General features: G+C 70.0%; 15 protein-coding genes and 1 pseudogene. 4 read left to right on the forward strand and 12 right to left on the reverse strand.

The annotated features are described in order from the left end of the window. Positions 1–33: 33 nt before the first annotated feature. Positions 34–1,329: an ABC transporter permease gene (locus ASC91_RS26900; RefSeq protein ID WP_056204852.1), complete on the reverse strand. Its 1,296-nt coding sequence runs from the start codon at positions 1,327–1,329 to the stop codon at positions 34–36. Positions 1,330–1,332: 3 nt separating this feature from the next. Further along, positions 1,333–2,271: an ABC transporter ATP-binding protein gene (locus tag ASC91_RS26905; protein WP_157282175.1), complete on the reverse strand. Its 939-nt coding sequence runs from the start codon at positions 2,269–2,271 to the stop codon at positions 1,333–1,335. A 150-nt stretch (positions 2,272–2,421) separates the two neighbouring features. Between ASC91_RS26905 and ASC91_RS26910 the strand changes: the two genes are divergently transcribed. After that, positions 2,422–3,345 carry an L-lactate dehydrogenase gene (locus ASC91_RS26910; RefSeq protein WP_056204865.1) on the forward strand — a complete coding sequence of 308 codons (924 nt, stop codon included), beginning with the start codon at positions 2,422–2,424 and terminating at the stop codon, positions 3,343–3,345. Here ASC91_RS26910 and ASC91_RS26915 read toward each other — a convergent pair. The 4 genes and pseudogenes from ASC91_RS26915 to ASC91_RS26930 all read right to left on the reverse strand — a co-directional run. After that, positions 3,342–4,286, reverse strand: a pseudogene (locus tag ASC91_RS26915) (methyl-accepting chemotaxis protein); the annotation flags it as partial. The gene ASC91_RS26910 and the pseudogene ASC91_RS26915 overlap by 4 nt on opposite strands. A 62-nt stretch (positions 4,287–4,348) precedes the next feature. After that, on the reverse strand, positions 4,349–4,948 hold the full coding sequence (locus ASC91_RS26920; RefSeq protein ID WP_056204871.1) for a response regulator: 600 nt from the start codon (positions 4,946–4,948) through the stop codon (positions 4,349–4,351). Positions 4,949–5,308: 360 nt separating this feature from the next. Further along, positions 5,309–6,445 carry an acyl-CoA dehydrogenase family protein gene (locus tag ASC91_RS26925; protein WP_056204874.1) on the reverse strand — a complete coding sequence of 379 codons (1,137 nt, stop codon included), beginning with the start codon at positions 6,443–6,445 and terminating at the stop codon, positions 5,309–5,311. 44 nt (positions 6,446–6,489) lie between these two features. Further along, positions 6,490–7,806 (reverse strand): hypothetical protein, encoded by a 1,317-nt coding sequence (locus ASC91_RS26930; RefSeq protein WP_056204877.1) that lies wholly within the window; start codon positions 7,804–7,806, stop codon positions 6,490–6,492. Between the two features lie 257 nt (positions 7,807–8,063). Here ASC91_RS26930 and ASC91_RS26935 point away from each other — a divergent pair, with 257 nt between their 5' ends. The 3 genes from ASC91_RS26935 to ASC91_RS26945 all read left to right on the forward strand — a co-directional run bounded on the left by ASC91_RS26935 (position 8,064) and on the right by ASC91_RS26945 (position 13,385). Beyond that, entirely contained in the window at positions 8,064–11,093 is a 3,030-nt protein-coding gene (locus ASC91_RS26935; RefSeq protein ID WP_056204880.1) for a VIT domain-containing protein, read from the forward strand. A 115-nt stretch (positions 11,094–11,208) separates the two neighbouring features. Continuing rightward, positions 11,209–13,020 carry a PAS domain-containing sensor histidine kinase gene (locus tag ASC91_RS26940; RefSeq protein ID WP_157282177.1) on the forward strand — a complete coding sequence of 604 codons (1,812 nt, stop codon included), beginning with the start codon at positions 11,209–11,211 and terminating at the stop codon, positions 13,018–13,020. Beyond that, entirely contained in the window at positions 13,017–13,385 is a 369-nt protein-coding gene (locus ASC91_RS26945; RefSeq protein WP_200955361.1) for a response regulator, read from the forward strand. Before ASC91_RS26940 ends, ASC91_RS26945 begins: the two co-directional genes overlap by 4 nt. Here the strand turns inward: ASC91_RS26945 and ASC91_RS26950 are convergent. The 6 genes from ASC91_RS26950 to ASC91_RS26975 all read right to left on the reverse strand — a co-directional run bounded on the left by ASC91_RS26950 (position 13,366) and on the right by ASC91_RS26975 (position 18,129). Beyond that, positions 13,366–13,836, reverse strand: coding sequence for a MaoC family dehydratase (locus tag ASC91_RS26950; protein WP_056204884.1), 471 nt, complete (start codon positions 13,834–13,836; stop codon positions 13,366–13,368). The genes ASC91_RS26945 and ASC91_RS26950 overlap by 20 nt on opposite strands. A 54-nt stretch (positions 13,837–13,890) precedes the next feature. After that, positions 13,891–14,556, reverse strand: coding sequence for an SDR family oxidoreductase (locus tag ASC91_RS26955; protein ID WP_056204887.1), 666 nt, complete (start codon positions 14,554–14,556; stop codon positions 13,891–13,893). Further along, positions 14,553–15,182, reverse strand: coding sequence for a LysE family translocator (locus ASC91_RS26960; protein WP_056204890.1), 630 nt, complete (start codon positions 15,180–15,182; stop codon positions 14,553–14,555). The genes ASC91_RS26955 and ASC91_RS26960 overlap by 4 nt, the downstream gene beginning before the upstream one ends. Then, positions 15,182–16,360: an acetyl-CoA C-acyltransferase gene (locus ASC91_RS26965; protein WP_056204891.1), complete on the reverse strand. Its 1,179-nt coding sequence runs from the start codon at positions 16,358–16,360 to the stop codon at positions 15,182–15,184. The genes ASC91_RS26960 and ASC91_RS26965 overlap by 1 nt, the downstream gene beginning before the upstream one ends. Before the next feature lie 103 nt (positions 16,361–16,463). Then, on the reverse strand, positions 16,464–17,261 hold the full coding sequence (locus ASC91_RS26970; RefSeq protein ID WP_056204894.1) for an ABC transporter substrate-binding protein: 798 nt from the start codon (positions 17,259–17,261) through the stop codon (positions 16,464–16,466). A gap of 22 nt (positions 17,262–17,283) precedes the next feature. Next, positions 17,284–18,129, reverse strand: coding sequence for a helix-turn-helix domain-containing protein (locus ASC91_RS26975; RefSeq protein ID WP_056204897.1), 846 nt, complete (start codon positions 18,127–18,129; stop codon positions 17,284–17,286). Positions 18,130–18,154 lie beyond the last annotated feature (25 nt).

Raw genomic sequence — 18,154 nt, forward strand, 5'->3', positions numbered from 1 at the left:
CTTCCTGTGGGCAGCGTCATTGGGCCTGAAAAATCACTCCTCCCAGCGAAACCGCCAGATCGCCAGCAGCCCGAAGGCTGCGCTGAAGCCCAGCATCACCGCGCTGGGCAGCAGCGCCGCGGCGAAGGGCTGACCGCGCCACGTCATCGCATCCAGCGCATCCACGGCCCAGCGTGTCGGCACGGCCAGCGAGACCGTCTGCAACCACTCCGGGAAGATGAAGGCCGGTACCCAGGCGCCGCCCAGCATGACCATCAGCAGCGTGGCCAGGATGGCCAGGCCGCGTGTGGCCTCGGGCGTGCGGCCCAGTGCCGCGATGAGCAGGCCGAAGCTGGCCGTCAGCAGCGCAAAGCAGGCCAGCACCAGTGCAAAGCCGGCCGGGCTGCCGAGCACGCGCACGCCGAAGGCGGCGATGGCCACGACGTAGATGATGGTGAAGACGATCAGCGAGATCAGCGCGCTGGCGGCGATGCGACTGCCCAGCAGCTGGGCGCGCGACAGCGGTGCCGCGCGCAGCCGCTTCCACAGGCCCAGGCGGCGCATCAGCAGCAGGCCCATGCCCATCTCTACGCCGCTCATCAGGATGAACTGCACGCCCATGCCGGCGAAGGAGTGGGCATAGCTGTTGTAGGCCACGGGGGCGGCATTGGTGCCAGATTGCAGGGCCTCGACCTCGCGCGTCGTGTAGGGCATGGACAGGCCGCCCGCCGCCGCCGCGGAAGCACCGCCCGGAGGCTGAGCGGCCTCGCGCTTTTGCACGGCGCCGATGCTGTCGAACATGCGCACAAGCTCGGCCCGGCGTTCGGTGTCCAGGCCTTGCGAGGTCTCGACCTGTTGCTTCATGTCCGCCAGCACGGGGCTGCCGGCGCTGAAGGTGCTGCGGCTGACCTCCTGCATCAGCGTCTGCGCCAGCAGCCCGCGCACGACGGCCAGGGCGCTGGCCTGCGAGGGGTCGTAGTGCAGCACGATCACGGGCTTCGGGCTGGTGCCGAACATGGCCCCCGCCGCTTGCTGGCCCAGGCCCTGCGGCAGGATGGCCGCGGCGCGCAGCTTGCCGGCGCGCACCTGCGCCACGACGTCGGCCTCATCGGTGACCGTGGTCTTCAACGCGGACTCGGCCTGCAGTGCTGCGACGACGCGCTGCGACAGCGGGCTGCGGTCCAGGTCGACGACACCGACGGCGATGCCGGCCATCTTGCTGCTGGAGCCGAACAGGCTGCCGAAGAAGGCGGCGATGAGGATGGGCGCGACGATGCTCATGAGCAGCGCGCGGCGGTTGGAGAAGTGCAGCTTCAGTTCTGCACGGACGAGCGCGAGGATGGCTTGCATGGTTCAGTCCCGCAGTTGACGACCGGTGAGCGACAGGAAGACGTCTTCGAGCGTCGCGCGGGCCGAGGCGAGACCGCGCACCCTGACACCTCGCTGCGCCAGCGCGGCCAGCACGGCGCCGGCGTCGCGGCCGATGTCGGCGACGCTGACGTCCAGCCGCTGGCCCACCCGCCTGACATCGGGAAAGCCGGCCAGGCCTTGCAGCGCCGCATCGTTGGGCTCGCCGTCGATCTCGACGTGCAGCGTCTGCGCGGCCGGCAGCAACGCGAAAAGCTGGGCCTGGGTGCCGCTGGCGACGACGCGGCCATGGTCGATGATGACGAGGCGGTCGGCCAGGCGCTCGGCCTCCTCCATGTAGTGGGTCGTGTAGATCAAGGCCTTGCCGGCGCGCTTGAGCATCTCCAGGTTGTCGAAGATGGCGTTGCGGCTTTGTGGGTCGACGCCGGCCGTGGGCTCGTCGAGCAGGATGATCTCGGGGTCATGGATCAGCGCGCAGGCGATGTTGAGCCGCCGCTTCATGCCGCCGGAGAAGGTCGAGGGCTTGTCCTTGGCGCGGTCCGACAGGCCCACCATGGCCAGCACCTCGTCGGCGCGACGCTTCAGCAGTTCAGGCGCCATGCCATAGAGGTTGCCGAAGAGCTCCACGTTCATGCGCGCCGGCAGTTCCTCGTACAGCGCGATGTCCTGGGGCACCAGGCCGATGCGGCGCTTGTAGCCGGCCTCGTCGCTGGCGAGGCTGACGCCACCGGACAGCGTCACCGTGCCGGCATCGGGCACCGTCAGGCCGCAGATCATGCCGACCGTCGTCGACTTGCCAGCGCCGTTAGGGCCGAGCAGGCCCAGCACCTCACCAGCCCGCAGCTCAAGGCTCACTTCATGCACGGCCACGCGGTCGCCATAGGCCTTGCGCAGGCCGCGCGCCACCAGCACGTCTTCCTTCATTGCCGCCTCCATGGGTTCCGAATGGGCGCGATGCTAGACAGGGGCCGGGCGGCGCGCGCCTGCCATGCGACGAACGGCAAGCATCGGGCGCGGATGAACGGCACCGCGCGCCAACTGTGAAAGCTGGGGTCGGCGGTTGATACTGCCGGCATGAAGGCACGCATCGGCATCATCGGCACGGGCTGGGTCGGCACCAGCGTCGCGTTTTCAACGCTGCTCGCCGGGCATGCGCGCGAACTGTGGCTGTGCGACCAGCGCGCCGCCGTGGCCGAGGGCGAGGCCATGGATCTGGCCGACGGTGCGGCCTTCTACCCGCGCTGCGCCGTGAGTGCCGTGCCGCTGGCGCAGATGCGCGAGGCCGACATCGTCGTGCTGGCCGCCGGGCGCAACGGCCGGCCGGATGAGAGCCGGCTGGACCTGCTGCGCGACAACGCCCGCATCGCCGCCGGCATGGGCCGGGCGCTGGCCGGCTTCGGCGGCATCGTCATCGTCGTGACCAACCCGGTCGACGTGCTGACCCGCGTGGTCGCCGCGGCCGCCGGCTTGGCCGCGGAGCGTGTCATCGGCACCGGCACGCTGCTGGACACGGCGCGGCTGCGCGAGCGGCTCGCCATGCACCTGAAGGTGTCGCCGACGTCGGTGCATGCGCAGGTCGTGGGCGAGCATGGCGACTCGTCGGTCGTGCTGTGGTCCGGCGCGCGCGTCGGTGGCGTGGCGCTGCGCGACTGGGCCGGCTGGCCGGCGGACGAAGAAGCCACGCTGGCGGGCCACGTGCGCCGCGCGGCCTACGACGTCATCCAGCGCAAGGGCGCCACCAACCACGCCATCGGGCTCGTCACGAGCGAGCTGATCGGCGCCCTCGTCAATGATGAGCGCCGGCTGCTGCCCGTCAGCCGCGTGCAGGAGGGCGCCTGTGGCATCCGCGGCGTGGCGTTGTCCCTGCCAGCGCTGGTGGGCGCGGGCGGCGCAGTGCAGGTGGTGGAGCCAGCGATGGATACGGCCGAGCGGGCGGCGTTGGCGGCGTCGAGCGCGGTGCTGGCGCAAGCATTCGCGTCACTCGCCGCCGGCGCCTAGGCCAGCTTGGCGGGCCCCCATGCGGGCCGGCTCGCAGCCTTTGCGCGCTGCGGGCTGCGGCGCTTGACACCGCTGCCGACGCGCGCCGCGGCGGCGCGTGGTGCTGCAGGCGCCGCGGGCTCGTGCGCCGGGCTGCTCTGAGCCAGCTTGAACACTTCGACCGTCTGCACCAGCCGCAGTGCCTGCACCCGCAGGCTCTCCGCTGCCGCCGCGCTTTCCTCCACCAGCGCGGCGTTCTGCTGCGTGACCTGGTCCATCTGGCCGACGGCTTCACCCACCTGGCACACGCCGGCACTCTGCTCCGTGCTGGCCGCGCTGATCTCGACCATGATGTCGGTCACACGCTTGATCGAGTTGACCACTTCCGTCATCGTGGCACCGGCCTGATCGACCAGCGCCGCGCCCTGCTCGACACGCTGCACGCTCGCACCGATCAGGCTCTTGATTTCCTTGGCGGCGTTCGCCGATCGACCGGCCAGGCTACGCACCTCGCTGGCGACGACCGCGAAGCCGCGGCCCTGCTCGCCGGCGCGCGCCGCTTCCACCGCCGCGTTCAAGGCGAGGATGTTGGTCTGAAAAGCGATGCCGTCGATGACGCCGATGATGTCGGCAATCTTCTTCGAGCCGGCGTTGATCTCCTTCATCGTGTCGACGACCTGGCCGACCACTTCGCCGCCCTTGATGGCGATGACGCTGGCGCCCTGCGCGAGTGCGTTGGCCTCGCTGGCGTTGTCGGCGTTCTGCTTGACGGTGGCGCTGAGCTGCTCCATCGAAGCTGCGGTCTCCTCGAGCGCCGAGGCCTGCTCCTCGGTGCGCTGGCTCAGGTCGTTGTTGCCCTGGGCGATCTGTGCCGATGCGGTGGCGACCGCTTCGGAGTTCTCGCGCACGCCGGCCACCACGCGAGACAGGCTCTCCTGCATCTCCCGCAGCTGCGCCAGCAGGCTGGTCGTGTCGCCTGGCCTGTGGTTGTTCATGGCTGCGCCCCACTCGAGCGAAGGTCTCCTCAGGGCGCCTTGTCATCACCGGTGCGCGCGCCCCGGGGCGCTTCGCCCAGGATCCGCCCGACGGCCTGCCGCAGTTCCTCGTTCTCGAAGGGTTTGGCCAGCGCGCCATGCGCGCCCAGCTCGAGCGCCTGCTGCAGACGTTGCTCGCTCTCGCCGGAAACGACGAGCACCTTCAGCGGAAACGGCGGCGGCTGCTCGCGCAGGAAGCGCAGGACGCCGAAGCCGTCGATGCCGGGCATCTGGAGGTCCAGGGTCATCAGGTGCGGCTTGAAGACGTGCAGCATCGACCCCGCCAGGAAGCCGTCGCTCGCGGTGGCCACCTCGAAGCCTTCGCGCTTGAGCGCCCGCTTGATCGCGCTGGCCATCGCGGCTTCGTCGTCGACCACCAGGATGCGTTTGGCTTGCCCGGGCATGTCATCGGGATCAGGAATGCCATGCACGCTCATGAACCGGCGCAGTTCGGTCGCGAGGACGCGATAGTCGCCACGGCCAGGCAACCGATAGGCCTGCAGCTCGTTGCGCTCGATCCATCGAATCACCGTCCGAAAGCTCACGCCGCATATCCGCGCAGCCTCACTACTCGTCAAAGTCTCATTCACGGCGGCTTCTCCTGATTTGTTGCTGTCAGGTTAGAGCCGTGTGTCACGTTAGTCAAGAACGTGGCGTGCGCCTGATTTCACGAAAGAGCTGGCAGTAACGGGGTGGCGGCTGGCCGTGCGGCTTGTCGCTGCGCGCCGCTTGGCGTTGATCGGCGGCCGGCGGTGTTCACGAGTTCGAGCCAGCCAACCGCATCCCCCATGCGGTTGGCCCTCGCCGAGCACCGCGGCAAGCGTGAAGGAACGGGCGGGTCGAACGAGCAGCAGCCGCTCTGACGGCGTGATGAGCGCCGCTCAGAACGGTGAGCGGGAATCCGGCATGCCCGAGAGGGCGTTCCGCGCGTTGGCTTGCCTCTCGCCCTCTCAGCCCGCCGCCAGCGCCCGCCCGATCAGGATCTTCTGCACCTCGCTCGTGCCCTCGTAGATCTGCGTCACCCGCACGTCGCGGTAGATGCGCTCGACGGGGAAGTCGCTGAGGTAGCCATAGCCGCCGTGGATCTGGATGGCGTCTGAACAAACCCTCTCGGCCATCTCGCTGGCGAACAGCTTGGCCATGGCCGCCTCCTTCAGGCAGGGTCGGCCGGCATCCTTCAGGCTGGCGGCGTGCCAGATCAACTGGCGCGCCGCCTCGATCTGCGTGGCCATGTCGGCCAGCTTGAACTGCACCGCCTGGTGGTTGAAGATGGGCTGGCCAAAGGTGACCCGGTTCTTGCTGTAGCGCAGTGCCGCCTCAAAGGCCGCGCGCGCCATGCCGACCGATTGCGAGGCGATGCCGATGCGCCCGCCCTCCAGGCCCGACAGGGCGATCTTCAGGCCCTGGCCTTCATCGCCCAGGCGGTTGGCTGCGGAGACGCGGCAGTTCTCGAACAGGATCTGGGCCGTGTCGCTGCTGTGCTGGCCCATCTTCTCCTCGATGCGCGCGACCTGGTAGCCGGGTGTGTTGGTCGGGACGACGAAAGCGCTGATGCCCTTCTTGCCGGCGGCCTTGTCGGTCACCGCCATGACGATGGCGACATCGCCGTGCTTGCCGCTGGTGATGAACTGCTTGACGCCGTTGAGCACATAGTCATCGCCATCGCGGACGGCCGTCGTGCGCAGGCCGCCGGCTTCCGAGCCGACATGAGGCTCGGTCAGGCAGAAGGCGCCCAGCATGTCGCCGCGCGCCAGGGGTTTGAGGAAGCGCTCCTTCTGCTCGTCGTTGGCAAAGCCCATCAGGATGGAGCAGACCGGGCAGTTGTTGACGCTGACCACGGTACTGGTGCCGCCGTCACCCGCGCCGATCTCTTCGAGGATGACTGCCAGCGCCAGATAGTCCAGGCCCGCGCCGTCCCATTCGGTCGGCACGGCAACCCCATAGCAGCCCAGGGCCGCCAGGCCCTTCAACTGCTCGGCGGGGAAATGGTGGTTCTTGTCCCAGGCCGCGGCATGGGGGGCGATCTCGGCCTGCACGAAGGCGCGGATGGCGTCTTGCACGGCGAGGTGGTCTTCGGTAAGAAGCATGGTGCTCAACCTGTTGGATTGGATGAGCCATTGTCGAGGCTGTGTCAGCCGGGGCGCAGCGGGAAGCGCAAAGGCGCCGCATGCGCCGCCTCGACTTCGCCCCGCCAGGTGCGGACCGTCAGCGCGTCGCCTTCAAGATTCAGGCGCTCGCGGATACCGGCGTCCAGCATCTGACGCTGCCACCAGTCCGCGCGTTCTGCGGCCGGCAGCACATTCAGTTGCTGGCTGAGGTCGAGCGCGGCCTGGGACAGCACCAGGTCGGCCTGGCGCAGGGCATAACCCTCGAAGGCAGGCCGGGCGACTTCCACCAGCACATGGCCGACCGTGTTGCGCCAGCGCAGGAAGCGCCACCAGGAGACTTCGGGGTCGGGCTTGCCGCGCACCTGCCGCGCCAGCGCCGGGCCCTGCAGATGGCCGAAGGACCGCATGTCGGCCAACCAGTAGGCGCTCATGGCCTGTATCGTCAGCTGCGGCAGGTGGCCCAGGCTGTGCCGGCTTGCCCAGGCATGCAGCGGATTGGGTTCCATGTCGAACATCTGGTCGCCATCCGTCTCGCGCTGGAAATGCGACTCCGCCGCCATCCACAGGCGCGGCTGCAGCAGGCGTGCCGGCAGCGGGGCTCGCCAGGCAGCCGGCAGAGCGGCGCCACCGGGCTGGCGTGCCGCCCACTGGGCCAGCAGTTGCTGGTGCCGCATGACCGTGGCCCAACCGACAGCTTGGCCGAGCAAGGTCTGGGAGCCGGAGGCGAAGAGGCGCAGCAGCGCATCCGCCCTTGTCCAGGACGGCTCCGCGCGCTGTGCATCCGGCGCGAGCACGGCTTCGATCTGCAACCAGCGCATGCAATGGGTAACGCCTCCGAACTGCGGCAGCGCCAGGGCTTCGAAGGACGAGCTGCCGGGTGGGCGGGGCCGACGCACCGGTGCCGGCTCCTGGAAGCTGGGCCTGGCTGCCAGCGCCTTGCAACGTTCGCCGAACAGGCTGGCATTGGCCATCTGCGCCTTCAGCCCCGCCGCGGCGGTGCGCCAGCGGGCCACGCAATCCTCCTTGGCGGCGTTGCAGTTCCAGTCCTCTCCCGATGGCAGCGCCAGCAGCCCGGCTTCGCCGCTGACCTCACCGCGCCAGCTGCGCTGCCCCCAGGCATTCGGCGCCTCGCCCTGCGGCGCGCGCAGCCCCTGGGCGTCGAAGAAGGCGTTGTCCTGCGGCGCCAGCGTCACTGCCTGCGGCAGCAGCTCCGGGGGTACCGGCTGCGGGTCGGCATCCGCCCAGCGACCATTGCAGGCCAGCCAGGCAAGGCCAAGCAGCAGCAGTAGCGCCATCGGACCGAGCACGATCCACAGCAACACCTTGAACCCACGGCGCATCGACAAGCTCCCATGAAGACGGCGCAGCTTAGGCAGCAGCGGTCGCGGTAGCAGTAAAGGACCGAAGGGAATATTCCCTCGGTCGCCCTCCGGCGGTTTTCGGAGCGGCGTTCACCCTGTTTGCCCGCTGCCGCCGTAGAAGCAGAGGCCCTGTGTTCGCCAGCTTCACGCTGACGAACACGGTGCACTCGCCGACGATGCCGGTTTGGGCAAGGTGTTGTCGGTGCCCGCCTGGCCCGCCCGTCCCGGACACCTTTATGCCTTCTGTCTCGACGCTTCGCTCGCTGTTCGCCCTGCTGACCCTGGTGGCCTCCTCGGCCGCTTTCGCGCTCAGCCCTCCGCCACCGCCGCCCAAGCCCCTGCCCCCGGTAGCGCCGCCCATGCCGCGCTTCATCGTGCCCGACGCCAGCCAGCCGCTGACGCTGCAGCGCGTGCAGGTGCAGGCCACGCTGGCCGGCGCCCAGGCGCAGACGCGCATCGAGCTCGTCGTGCACAACCCCAACCCACGCCAGCTGGAAGCCACGCTGGAATTCCCGCTCGATGCCGGCCAGAGCGTCGTCGGCTTTGCGCTGGACATCCGCGGCGAGATGGTCAGCGCCGTGCCGGTGCCCAAGGACAAGGGCCGCCAGGTGTTCGACGACATCTCCCGCCGTCGCGTCGACCCGGCCCTGCTCGAGCGCACCGCCGGCAACAACTTCAAGCTGCGCATCTATCCGGTGCCACCCAACGGCGAGCGGCGCGTCATGCTGCAACTGGCCGAGACGCTGCAGCCCGACCCGCAGGGGCGCATGCAGTACCGCCTGCCCTTGAACTTCGGCCAGCCGATGGGCCAGTTCGAGGGTCGCTTCGACCTGCGTGGCGGCAAGCCGCAGGTGAGCGGCGCATTGGCCGGCGTCGAGACCTTCTCCCATGGCGACGAGACGTCGCTGCGGCTGCAGCGCCGCAACTGGCAGCCGCGCGAGGCGCTGGCTCTGAGCTGGACCGCCAGCGGCGGCGACAGCGTCATCGTGCAGGAACATCTCGGCCAGGTCTATGCCTACGCGGAGATCGCCGCCGCCGAGGGCACGCGTGGCGCCACCCGCCTGCCTCGCGAACTCAACCTCGTCTGGGATGCCTCCGGCTCCGGCGCCGAGCGCGACCATGCGCGCGAGTTCGCCCTGCTCGATGCCCTCTTGTCCGCCGCCCGCGACGTGCGCGTGCAGCTGACCGTGGCACGCGATGCCGCCGAGCCGGTGCGTGTTTTCGACGTGCGCGGTGGCGACTGGCAGCCCCTGCGCCGCACCCTGCAGCAGTTGCCGTACGACGGCGCCAGCAGCCCGGCCGCCTGGTATGCCGGCCTGGCCGCCGCGCCCCCCGGCAGCGGCACGATGAGCCTGCTGTTCAGCGACGGCCTGGCCACCTGGCCCGACCTCGGCGGCCTGCCACCCGCCGGCCCCGTGTTCACGGTGAATGCCGCCAGCCGGGCCGACCTGCCACGACTGCGCCGCCTCGCCGAGGCCGGCGGTGCACGCCTGCTGGACCTGACCCGGATGGGCACCGCGTCCGCCTTCACCGCGCTGACAAGGCCCGGCCTGCAGGTACTGGACGTGAAAGGCGACGGCGTCGAGGGCATCGAGGACGTCGTCATCGAATCCCTGCACCCCGAGAACGGCCGCCTCGCCATCGCGACTCGCCTGACAGTGGTCACCGGCCGCCTCCTCGTCACCCTCATCGACGGCCAGGGGCGGCGCAGCCAGCGCCGCATCGAGCTGAAGGCGCCGACCGAGAGCCCTCCGTCCGACGAGGCCACGCTGCCGCTGGCGGCGCGGCGCTGGGCCGAGCTGCGCATCGCCGAACTGTCGGCCGAGCAGCAACGCAACCGCGCCCAGATCCGGCGTCTGGGCGAGCAGTTCCGCCTGCTCAGCGCCGAGACCTCGCTGATCGTGCTCGACGAGCTGGCCGACTATGTGCGCTACGAGATCGCGCCCCCCACGGCCACCCTGCGCGCGGCCTACCGGCAGAGCCTGGCCCAGCGCGGCGCCACGCGCCAGGCCGATCGCGAAAGGCATATCGACAGCCTCGTGCAGCGCTTCAAGCAGCGCCAGGCCTGGTGGGCCCAGGAGTTCCCGCGGGGGCCCGTCGAGACGCCGCCCGTCGCCGTGGCCGAGTCCCGGCCGGCAGCGCCTGCGCCGGTCCGCCCATCGATCGCGCAGCCAGCGGCCCCCATCGCCCTGCGAGAGCCGCCGCCAGCACCCGTCGCAGCGCCGGCACCGCCGCCTCTCGCGCAGATGTTGACTCCCTCAGCTGCGCCCGCGCTCGAATCCGTGGCCGTGACGGGATTGCGCCGCGCCCGCGAAGAGGACGCCGGCACCACGGCCGCCCCGGCCAGCATCGCGCTGAGAGCCTGGGAGCCCGATGCCGCCTACGCACGCCGCCTGCGCGAGGCCAGCGACGCCGAGCGCTATGCCATCTACCTGGACGAGCGGCCCGGCTATCTGTCCAGCACTGCCTTCTTCATCGACGCGGCCGAGATTTTCTTCGCCAAGGGCCAGCAGGCACTGGCCGTGCGCGTGCTGTCCAACCTCGCCGAGATGGAGCTGGAGAACCGCCACATCCTGCGCATCCTGGCCTACCGGCTGCAGCAGGCCGGCCAGACCCCCCTGGCCGTGCCGCTGCTGGAGCGCGTGCGCGAACTGGCACCGGACGAGCCGCAGTCCTCGCGCGACCTCGCCCTGGCCCTCGCCGCCACCCAGCCCCAGCGCGCGCTGGACCTGTTGTGGGACGTGGCCAGCCGGCCCTGGGACGGGCGTTTTGCCGACATCGACCTGATTGCGCTGACCGAGCTCAATGCCCTGGCCGCCCGGACGCCCAAGCTGGACCTGTCGCGTGTCGACGCGCGTCTGCGCCAAAACCTGCCGCTGGACCTGCGCGCTGTGCTGACCTGGGACGCCGACAACACCGACATCGACCTCTGGGTGACCGACCCCGACGGCGAGAAGGCCTACTACGCCCACCGCCTGACCCGCCAGGGCGGCGCGATGTCGCGCGACTTCACCGGCGGCTACGGCCCCGAGGAGTTCTCGCTGCGCCGCGCCAAGCCGGGCCGCTACGAGGTGCGCGTCCAGTTCTATGGCCACAGCCAGCAGTTGGTGTCGCCCTACACGACGCTGATGCTGTGGCTGGCCACCGGCTTCGGCACCGGCGCGCAGAAGGACGAACGCGTCGTGCTTCGCCTGTCGGGCCGGGGTGACCAGGTGCTGGTGGGCAGCTTCGAGGTGGAGGGACGGGCTGGTGGCGCAGCGAAGTAACGACAGGTTTGCTCTGACCACTCGGCGCATGACACCCCTGCCGAGGCAGAACAGAAGGCAACGTCCTACGTCCTGAGGTTCCCGCGCCGGCAGCGTCTGGGCATACTCGGACACGGTGAGTCACGCTTCCGCCTCCACCCCAGCCGCCGTGCTGCCGCACGGTGCGCGCCGCGTGGCCTGGCTGCTGATCGGCATGGCGGCGTTGCTCGCGGTGCTGGGGCTGTATGCCATCACGGCGCTGTCGGCCGCACGGGCCTACGTCGCTGGCGAAAGCCAATGGTCACGTGCGCAGAAGAGCGCGACGCTGGCCCTGGTGCTCTATCTGCAATCCGGCGACGAGGCGCAATACCAGGCGTTCGAGCGCGAGATCGCCGTGCCCCTGAACGCCAGGCGTGCACGCGAGGCCATGGACGGAGGTGGCGCCCATGACGACGAGGCCCGCCAGGGCTTCATCGAATCGCGCAACCATGCCGACGACACGTCCGGCCTGATCCGGCTCTACCGCTGCTGCCGCGGCCTGCCCTATATGGCCGAGTCGGTCGCCATCTGGCGCGAGGCCGACGAGCTGATCACCGAGATGACCGCGCTGGCCCACCAGGCCCGCGAACTGCCTCCCGAGGCCCGTGCCGCGCTGCAGCCCCGCGTGCTGGCGCTGGATGCGCGGCTGACGCCGATGGAGCAGCGCTTCTCGGCCAGCCTCGGGCTGGCGTCGCGCATCACGGCGGCGGCACTGATCGGCATGCTGATGGTCTGCGCCCTGCTGTTCGGCCTGACCGCCGCTGGCCTCGTGATGCGGCGCGCCCGCGAGGACCAGGGCACCCACCAGGCCGTGCAGCGCAGCGAGGCGCTGTTCCGCTCGCTGTGGGAGACCAGCATCGACGGCGCCGTCATCATCGATGCCGGCAGCAGCATCCGTTTCGCCAATCCCGCCATCCACGCGCTGCTCGGCCATGAACCGGGCAGCCTCAACGGCCAGCCGCTGGCGACCTTGCAGCCCGAGGCCCTGCGGGCGCAGCACGTCGCTGGCCTGGCCCGCCACATGGCGACCGGAGAAAAACGCCTGGACTGGCGCGGCGTCGAGACGCTGGCCCGACATGCCGATGGCCGGGATCTGCCGGTGGAGATCCGTTTCGCGCGCTTCGAGCTCGACGGCGAGACGCTGTTCGTCGGCTTCGTGCACGACATCTCGGAACGCAAGGCCGCCGAGCGCGTGGCCGCCGAGCACCTGAGGCTGCAGGAGGCTGACCGGCTCAAGTCCGAGTTCCTGGCGCGCATGAGTCATGAGCTGCGCACGCCACTGAATGCCATCCTCGGCTTCACCGACCTGATCCACGGTGGCCGCAGCGGCCCGGTCAACGCCGAGCAGAAACGCCAGCTCGGTTTCGTCGCCAGCTCCGGCCGCCACCTGTTGGCCCTCATCAACGACCTGCTGGAGTTGTCGCGCATCGAGGCCGGTCGCATGGACCTCCACATCGAGCCGATCGACATCGCCGAGATCGCTGCCGACGTGGCGGGCCAGTTGCGCCCGCTGGCCGAACCCCGGGGCCTGGTGTTGAAGCTGGCCATGGCCCCGTCGCTGCCCTGGCGTGGGGACCGCCGCAAGCTGACCCAGGTGCTGATCAACCTGGTGGGCAATGCCATCAAGTTCTCCGAGCAAGGTGACATCGAGATCCAGGCCTGGCAAGACGGCGAGCGCCTGGTCCTGAGCGTCAGGGATCACGGCCCCGGCATCCCCGAGGCGCATCGAGCCCTGCTCTTCCAGCCCTTCCGCCAGCTCGAAGGCGGCGTCGCCCATGCCCAGGAGGGCACGGGGCTGGGCCTCTATCTGAGCGCCCAGCTGCTGGCCGGCATGCAGGGTCGCATCCGCCACGAGCCTGCCGAAGGTGGGGGCTCGCGCTTCATCATCGAGATGGACGCGCTGCCATGACGCTGCCGCGGGTGCTGCTGGTCGAGGACAACGCGGCCAACGCCTATCTCGCGCGCTACGTGCTGGAGGCCGCCGGCTTCGAGGTCGACTGGGCGGCCAATGGCCAACTTGGCCTGGAAGCTGCCGCCGCGCGCCGGCCCGACATCATCCTGATGGACCTGCGCATGCCGGTTCTCGACGGCTACGAGGCCACACGCCGACTGAAGGCCGATCCGTCGCTGCGCGACGTGCCCGTGCTGGCGATGAGCGCCCAGGCCATGCCCGAGGAACGCGCCCGAGCGCTGGCGGCCGGCTGTGCCGCCCATATCGGCAAACCCATCGATGTGACCACGCTCGCGGACGAAATCAGGCCCTGGCTGCCTTGACGAGCAGCGTGCCACGCCCGACTACGCAAGGGTGGGCGTTGCGCACGGTCGCGCGCCCATCGACGAGGGCCAGCCACCCACCGAGCGTCGCATTCCATTCCACGCTGGCCACGCGCCAGTGCAGCAGCAGCTCCTGCTCGGCGAACACCGGCGCCTTGAAGGCGAAATTGAAGTTCAGGCACAACAGCTCGCGATCCGCGCCGTCATCGCCGCGCGAGAAGTGGCTGGCGACGAGGCCGATCATCTGCGCCGTCGTCTGCTGGCCGCTGGCGATGATCTCGCCGTGCCGTGCCCGCTGGGCCGCCTGCACATCGTGGTGCAGGGGGTTGGAGTCGCCGGTCAGGCGGGCAAAAGCGGCGATGTCCTCACGCGTGAAGCGGATGTGACGTTCGCAGGTTTCCCCGGCACGGATCAGGCTGGTCGTTTCGGCTTCTGCGAGGGTTGTGTCCATGGGTCGAGACCTTAGCGCAATCCGCCGGGCCGCCGCGCCGCCAATAAAGGGGACTCACCAGTCCAATCGTTGCCCGTCGTAATTGAAGAAACTGCCCGTATCCGCCGGTTTCACGCTGGCCAGCACGGTGCGCATGCCGGCGATGCTGGTCGACGCGTCGATGTCGGCGCCCGAGCCGCCCATGTCGGTGCGCACCCAGCCGGGGTGGAAGCTGATGACGGTGGCCTTGCCTGCCAGGGTCAGCGCGGCATCTTTCATGACGGAGTTCACCGCCGCCTTGGAAGCCCGGTAGAGCCAGCCGCTGGTGCTGGCGCGCGAGCCGATGGACCCCATCTTGGAGGAGAGGATGGCCACGCGGGCACCCGGCGCCAGCGCCTCGGCAATCTGCGGCAGCAGGAGCATCGGACCCAGCACATTGGTGTGCATGACGGCGTCGAAGTCCTCCACCGTCGGCGTCTCCAGGCCCGAAGTGCTGGGACCGTAGACGCCGGCGTTGATGACGACGACGTCGAAGCTCTCGCCGTCGATCAGCCAGGCCAGGCCGGACACGCTGGCCGTGTCGGCCACGTCCAGCTTCAAGGCGCGGGCGCCGTGGGCGTGCAGCCGGTCCAGCGCCGCCTCGTCGCGGGCCGTGGCCGTGATGCGGGCGCCGGCCGCGCGGTACTGGCGCACGAACTCCAGGCCCAGGCCGCGCGAGGCGCCGATGATCAGAACGTTCATGGTTTGGTCAATGCGAGCTTGGCGGCCAGCACGGTGAAGAGGCCAGCACCGCCGAGGTTGAGGCCGCGCCCCAGCCAGGGCCGCGGCCGGCTGCGGCGCAACGGCGCCACCAGCACGATGAGGGCGAGCAGGAACAGCAGCCCCTGAGCGATGAACCAGCCACCCAGGAACAGGAAGGCCAGCGTCTTGTTCGACGCGTCCGCCGCGATGAACTGCGGCAGCAGCGCAAGGAAGAACAGCGCGACCTTGGGATTCAGCGCATTCGTAAAGAAGCCCTGTCGCGCGGTGCGCCACAGCGACTGCGGCGCGCTCACTTCGGCCGCGGCCGACGCCGGACGCAGCCCGGCCCGGGCCATGCCCCATGCCACATAGAGCAGATACGCCGCACCCACGAGCTTGACGACCGTGAAGGCCTCGGCCGACGTGGCCAACAGCGCCGCCAGGCCAAAGGCCGCGGCCAGCGAATGCAGCACGCAGCCCGCCATGATGCCGACCGCCGCCGCCACGCCCTGGCGCCAGCCGCCACGCAAGGTGCTGGCGACCGTGTAGGCCATGTCGACGCCGGGCGTCGCGTTCAGCACGAAGACGGTGGCGGCAAACAGCGCCAGATCGTGGGTGCCCAGCATCAGAGCATCTCCACCGCCAGCGCCGTGGCTTCACCACCACCAATGCACAACGCCGCCATGCCCTTCTTGAGCCCACGGGCCTTCAGCGCGCCCAGCAGTGTGACGACGATGCGCGCACCGCTGGCGCCGATGGGGTGGCCCAGTGCCACGGCACCGCCGTTGACGTTGACGATGTCGTGGGGCAGCTTGAAGTCGGCCATCGCGGCCATGGTGACGGCGGCGAAGGCTTCATTGACTTCCCACAGGTCGACCTGGCCCGCCTGCCAGCCGGCCTTGGCCAGCGCCTTCTGGATGGCGCCGGCCGGCGCAGTGCTGAACCATTCCGGCGCCTGGGCGTGCACGGCATGGCTGACGATGCGGGCGATCGGTGCCAGGCCGCGGGCCTTGGCCGTGCTCTCGCGCATCAGTACCAGGGCGGCGGCGCCGTCGGAGATGCTGGACGAGGTGGCGGCGGTGATGGCGCCGTCCTTCTTGAAGGCGGGCTTGAGCGACGGGATCTTGTCGAGCTTGGCCTTGAAGGGCTGCTCGTCGAACTTGATGACGGTGTCGCCCTTAGGCGAGCTGATCGTCACCGGCGCCATTTCCCAATCGAAGGCGCCGCTCTCGTTGGCGGCCTTGGCACGCTGGGTGGAGGTGATGGCGTATTGGTCCATGGCCTCGCGGCTGAAGCCGTATTTGCTCACGCACTGTTCGGCGAACACGCCCATGGCCTTGCCGCGCTCATAGGCGTCTTCCAGACCGTCCAGGGCCATGTGGTCGTACATCTGCGCAACACCGTACTTGACGCCCTTGCGCGCGAACATCAGGTGGGGGGCGTTGGTCATGCTCTCCATGCCGCCGGCCACCATGACCTCGGCCGAGCCGGCTGCCAGCATGTCGTGGGCAAACATCATGGTGCGCATGCCGGAGCCGCACATCTTGCTCAGTGTGACGGCGCCGGCCGAATCGGGCAGGCCGGCCTTGCGCACGGCCTGGCGGGCGGGCGCCTGGCCCTGGCCGGCCATCAGGCAGTTGCCCATCAGCACTTCATCGACCGAGTCGCCCGGCACGCCGGCGCGCTCGACGGCCGCCTTGATGGCAATGGCGCCCAGCTCCCAGCCGGCCAGGCCGGCGAAATCACCCAGCAGGCCGCCGATGGGGGTGCGGGCGGCGGAAACAATGACGATCGGGTCGGACATGGCTGTACTCCGTTGGTAACTCAGATGCGCCATTCTGACGCGATCAATTGACGTGCGCGTCAATTGCCGCGCAATGCCAGGGTCAATCGGTTGGGCTTGGGGCCTAGCGCCAGGCCGTGGCCGGCGCGCTGCCGCATTCAACCGGGCGGATGTCGGGTTCCAGCCGCCGCACGGCCTGGCACAACTGGCGCCAGAAGGCGCGCGTCCAGTCCGGGTGGCGCTGGGCGAACTGCGGCGAGGCCGGCGCGAAATAGGGCAGCTTGGCCACGCCTGGCGCCCATTCGACGAGCTCGGCGCGCTGCTCGGGTGTGAGCACCTCGCGGGTGCTCAGCAGCAGGTCGAAGCGGCGCGCCTGCAGCATGGTCGGCCCCGCGTCGAGTGCGCTGATGGGCTCGACCGCCCAGCCGTGACCGCGCGCGATGGCGTCCTGCACCGAGCCGGCCAGCACGCCCACACGCAGGCCCTTGGGCAGAAGCTTGCCGTCCCAGGCGGGATCGGGAGCCTCGCCACCGCGACCAAACAGCGCCAGGTGGCCGAATACGGGGGCCCAGGCGACGTCGGGCCGGCCTTGAGCATCGAGGGGGAAGCGCAAGCTGCGCAGTCGCTCGGGCGTGGTGCCGAACAGCAGCGCGATGTCGACGCCGCCCTGGGCCAATGAGGCCGACAGGCGGCGGTTGGGCAGGCGCAGCAGTTCGCCCTGGCAGCCCAGACGTTTGAGCGCCTCGCGCACGGCGACGACCTCCCAACCTGGCGGCTCGGGAAAGTCGGGGCCCTGGCCCAGCAGGCCCGGCGGCGAGGCAGCATCGCTGAAGCCGATGCGCAGCGGCTGCGGGCAGGGCGCCGCGCGGGTCGATGTAGCCACCCAGCACAGCAACAGGGCCAGGAGCAGCAGGCGGGTCATCGCGCCAGTTTAGGCCTCGGGTTCAGCGCCATAACCGGTAAGCCCAGAAGGCTTCCTCCGTCTGGATGCGGCGGCGCAGGTCCTCGGGGCTGAAGCCGGTCAGGCGGCGCGTCTCGCGGCAGAGATGGCTCTGGTCGGCGTAGTCGTTGTCGGCGGCGATGTCGGCCCAGTTCACACCCGCGCCGGCCTCGGCGGCAGCCACCGCGTGGAAGGCGTTCTCGGCGCGCGACACGGCGCGCAGCTCGCGCATCGGCAAGCCGGCCCAGGCCTTGATGCGGCGCTCGAGCTGGCGCAGGCTGCGGCCGGCCGCGCTGGTGGCGGCGCGCACCGCCAGGGCCTGGGTCCAGTCGGCATAGCGGTGGCCAGGGCGCTGCGTGCCCAGGGCCTGCCAGCGTGGCAGCAGGAAGTCTTCGAGCAATTGCAAGCGCGTGGCGTCATCGGGCGCGGCGGACATCTGCTCGGCCCAGGCCAGCCAGTCCGCGGGCAGCATCTCGCGCGCATCGACGACCCGGTTGACGTGGCGGTCCAGCGCGACACCAGTCAGCGCGATGAAGGCGTCGGGCAACAGCAGCAGCTTGAAGGCCCACACCTCGCCGAGGTTGCGCGTGTGCGTGGGCAGCGTGAACGGCCCGCCGAACAGCACGGGCGCGTGGCGGCGCTCCGGCGGCGGTGTTGAGAAACCCGGTGTTGCCAGCCATTCGCTGCTGCCCTCGGCCCACCAGAACAGCTGGACCAGCGGTGTTGCGGGAAAGTAGTTCTCGCGCTGCACGGCCTCGAGGTTTCGGCCGCGCGTGTCGCGCAGCATCACGCCACGCACGCAGCCGGCGAGGGCCAGCGGCGGCAGCCAGAGGCGTGTGTGGGCTTGCATCGCGATCAGTGTCGCATTCGTTCAA

Source organism: Pelomonas sp. Root1237 (assembly GCF_001425055.1).
GTDB lineage: Bacteria > Pseudomonadota > Gammaproteobacteria > Burkholderiales > Burkholderiaceae_C > Pelomonas.

Coding starts and splice junctions, on each gene's coding strand:
- ASC91_RS26900 (WP_056204852.1), bottom strand. CDS start 1,329: ATGCAAGCCATCCTCGCGCTCGTCCGTGCAGAACTGAAGCTGCACTTC.
- ASC91_RS26905 (WP_157282175.1), bottom strand. CDS start 2,271: ATGAAGGAAGACGTGCTGGTGGCGCGCGGCCTGCGCAAGGCCTATGGC.
- ASC91_RS26910 (WP_056204865.1), top strand. CDS start 2,422: ATGAAGGCACGCATCGGCATCATCGGCACGGGCTGGGTCGGCACCAGC.
- ASC91_RS26925 (WP_056204874.1), bottom strand. CDS start 6,445: ATGCTTCTTACCGAAGACCACCTCGCCGTGCAAGACGCCATCCGCGCC.
- ASC91_RS26930 (WP_056204877.1), bottom strand. CDS start 7,806: ATGCGCCGTGGGTTCAAGGTGTTGCTGTGGATCGTGCTCGGTCCGATG.
- ASC91_RS26935 (WP_056204880.1), top strand. CDS start 8,064: ATGCCTTCTGTCTCGACGCTTCGCTCGCTGTTCGCCCTGCTGACCCTG.
- ASC91_RS26945 (WP_200955361.1), top strand. CDS start 13,017: ATGACGCTGCCGCGGGTGCTGCTGGTCGAGGACAACGCGGCCAACGCC.
- ASC91_RS26950 (WP_056204884.1), bottom strand. CDS start 13,836: ATGGACACAACCCTCGCAGAAGCCGAAACGACCAGCCTGATCCGTGCC.
- ASC91_RS26955 (WP_056204887.1), bottom strand. CDS start 14,556: ATGAACGTTCTGATCATCGGCGCCTCGCGCGGCCTGGGCCTGGAGTTC.
- ASC91_RS26960 (WP_056204890.1), bottom strand. CDS start 15,182: ATGCTGGGCACCCACGATCTGGCGCTGTTTGCCGCCACCGTCTTCGTG.
- ASC91_RS26965 (WP_056204891.1), bottom strand. CDS start 16,360: ATGTCCGACCCGATCGTCATTGTTTCCGCCGCCCGCACCCCCATCGGC.
- ASC91_RS26970 (WP_056204894.1), bottom strand. CDS start 17,261: ATGACCCGCCTGCTGCTCCTGGCCCTGTTGCTGTGCTGGGTGGCTACA.
- ASC91_RS26975 (WP_056204897.1), bottom strand. CDS start 18,129: ATGCAAGCCCACACACGCCTCTGGCTGCCGCCGCTGGCCCTCGCCGGC.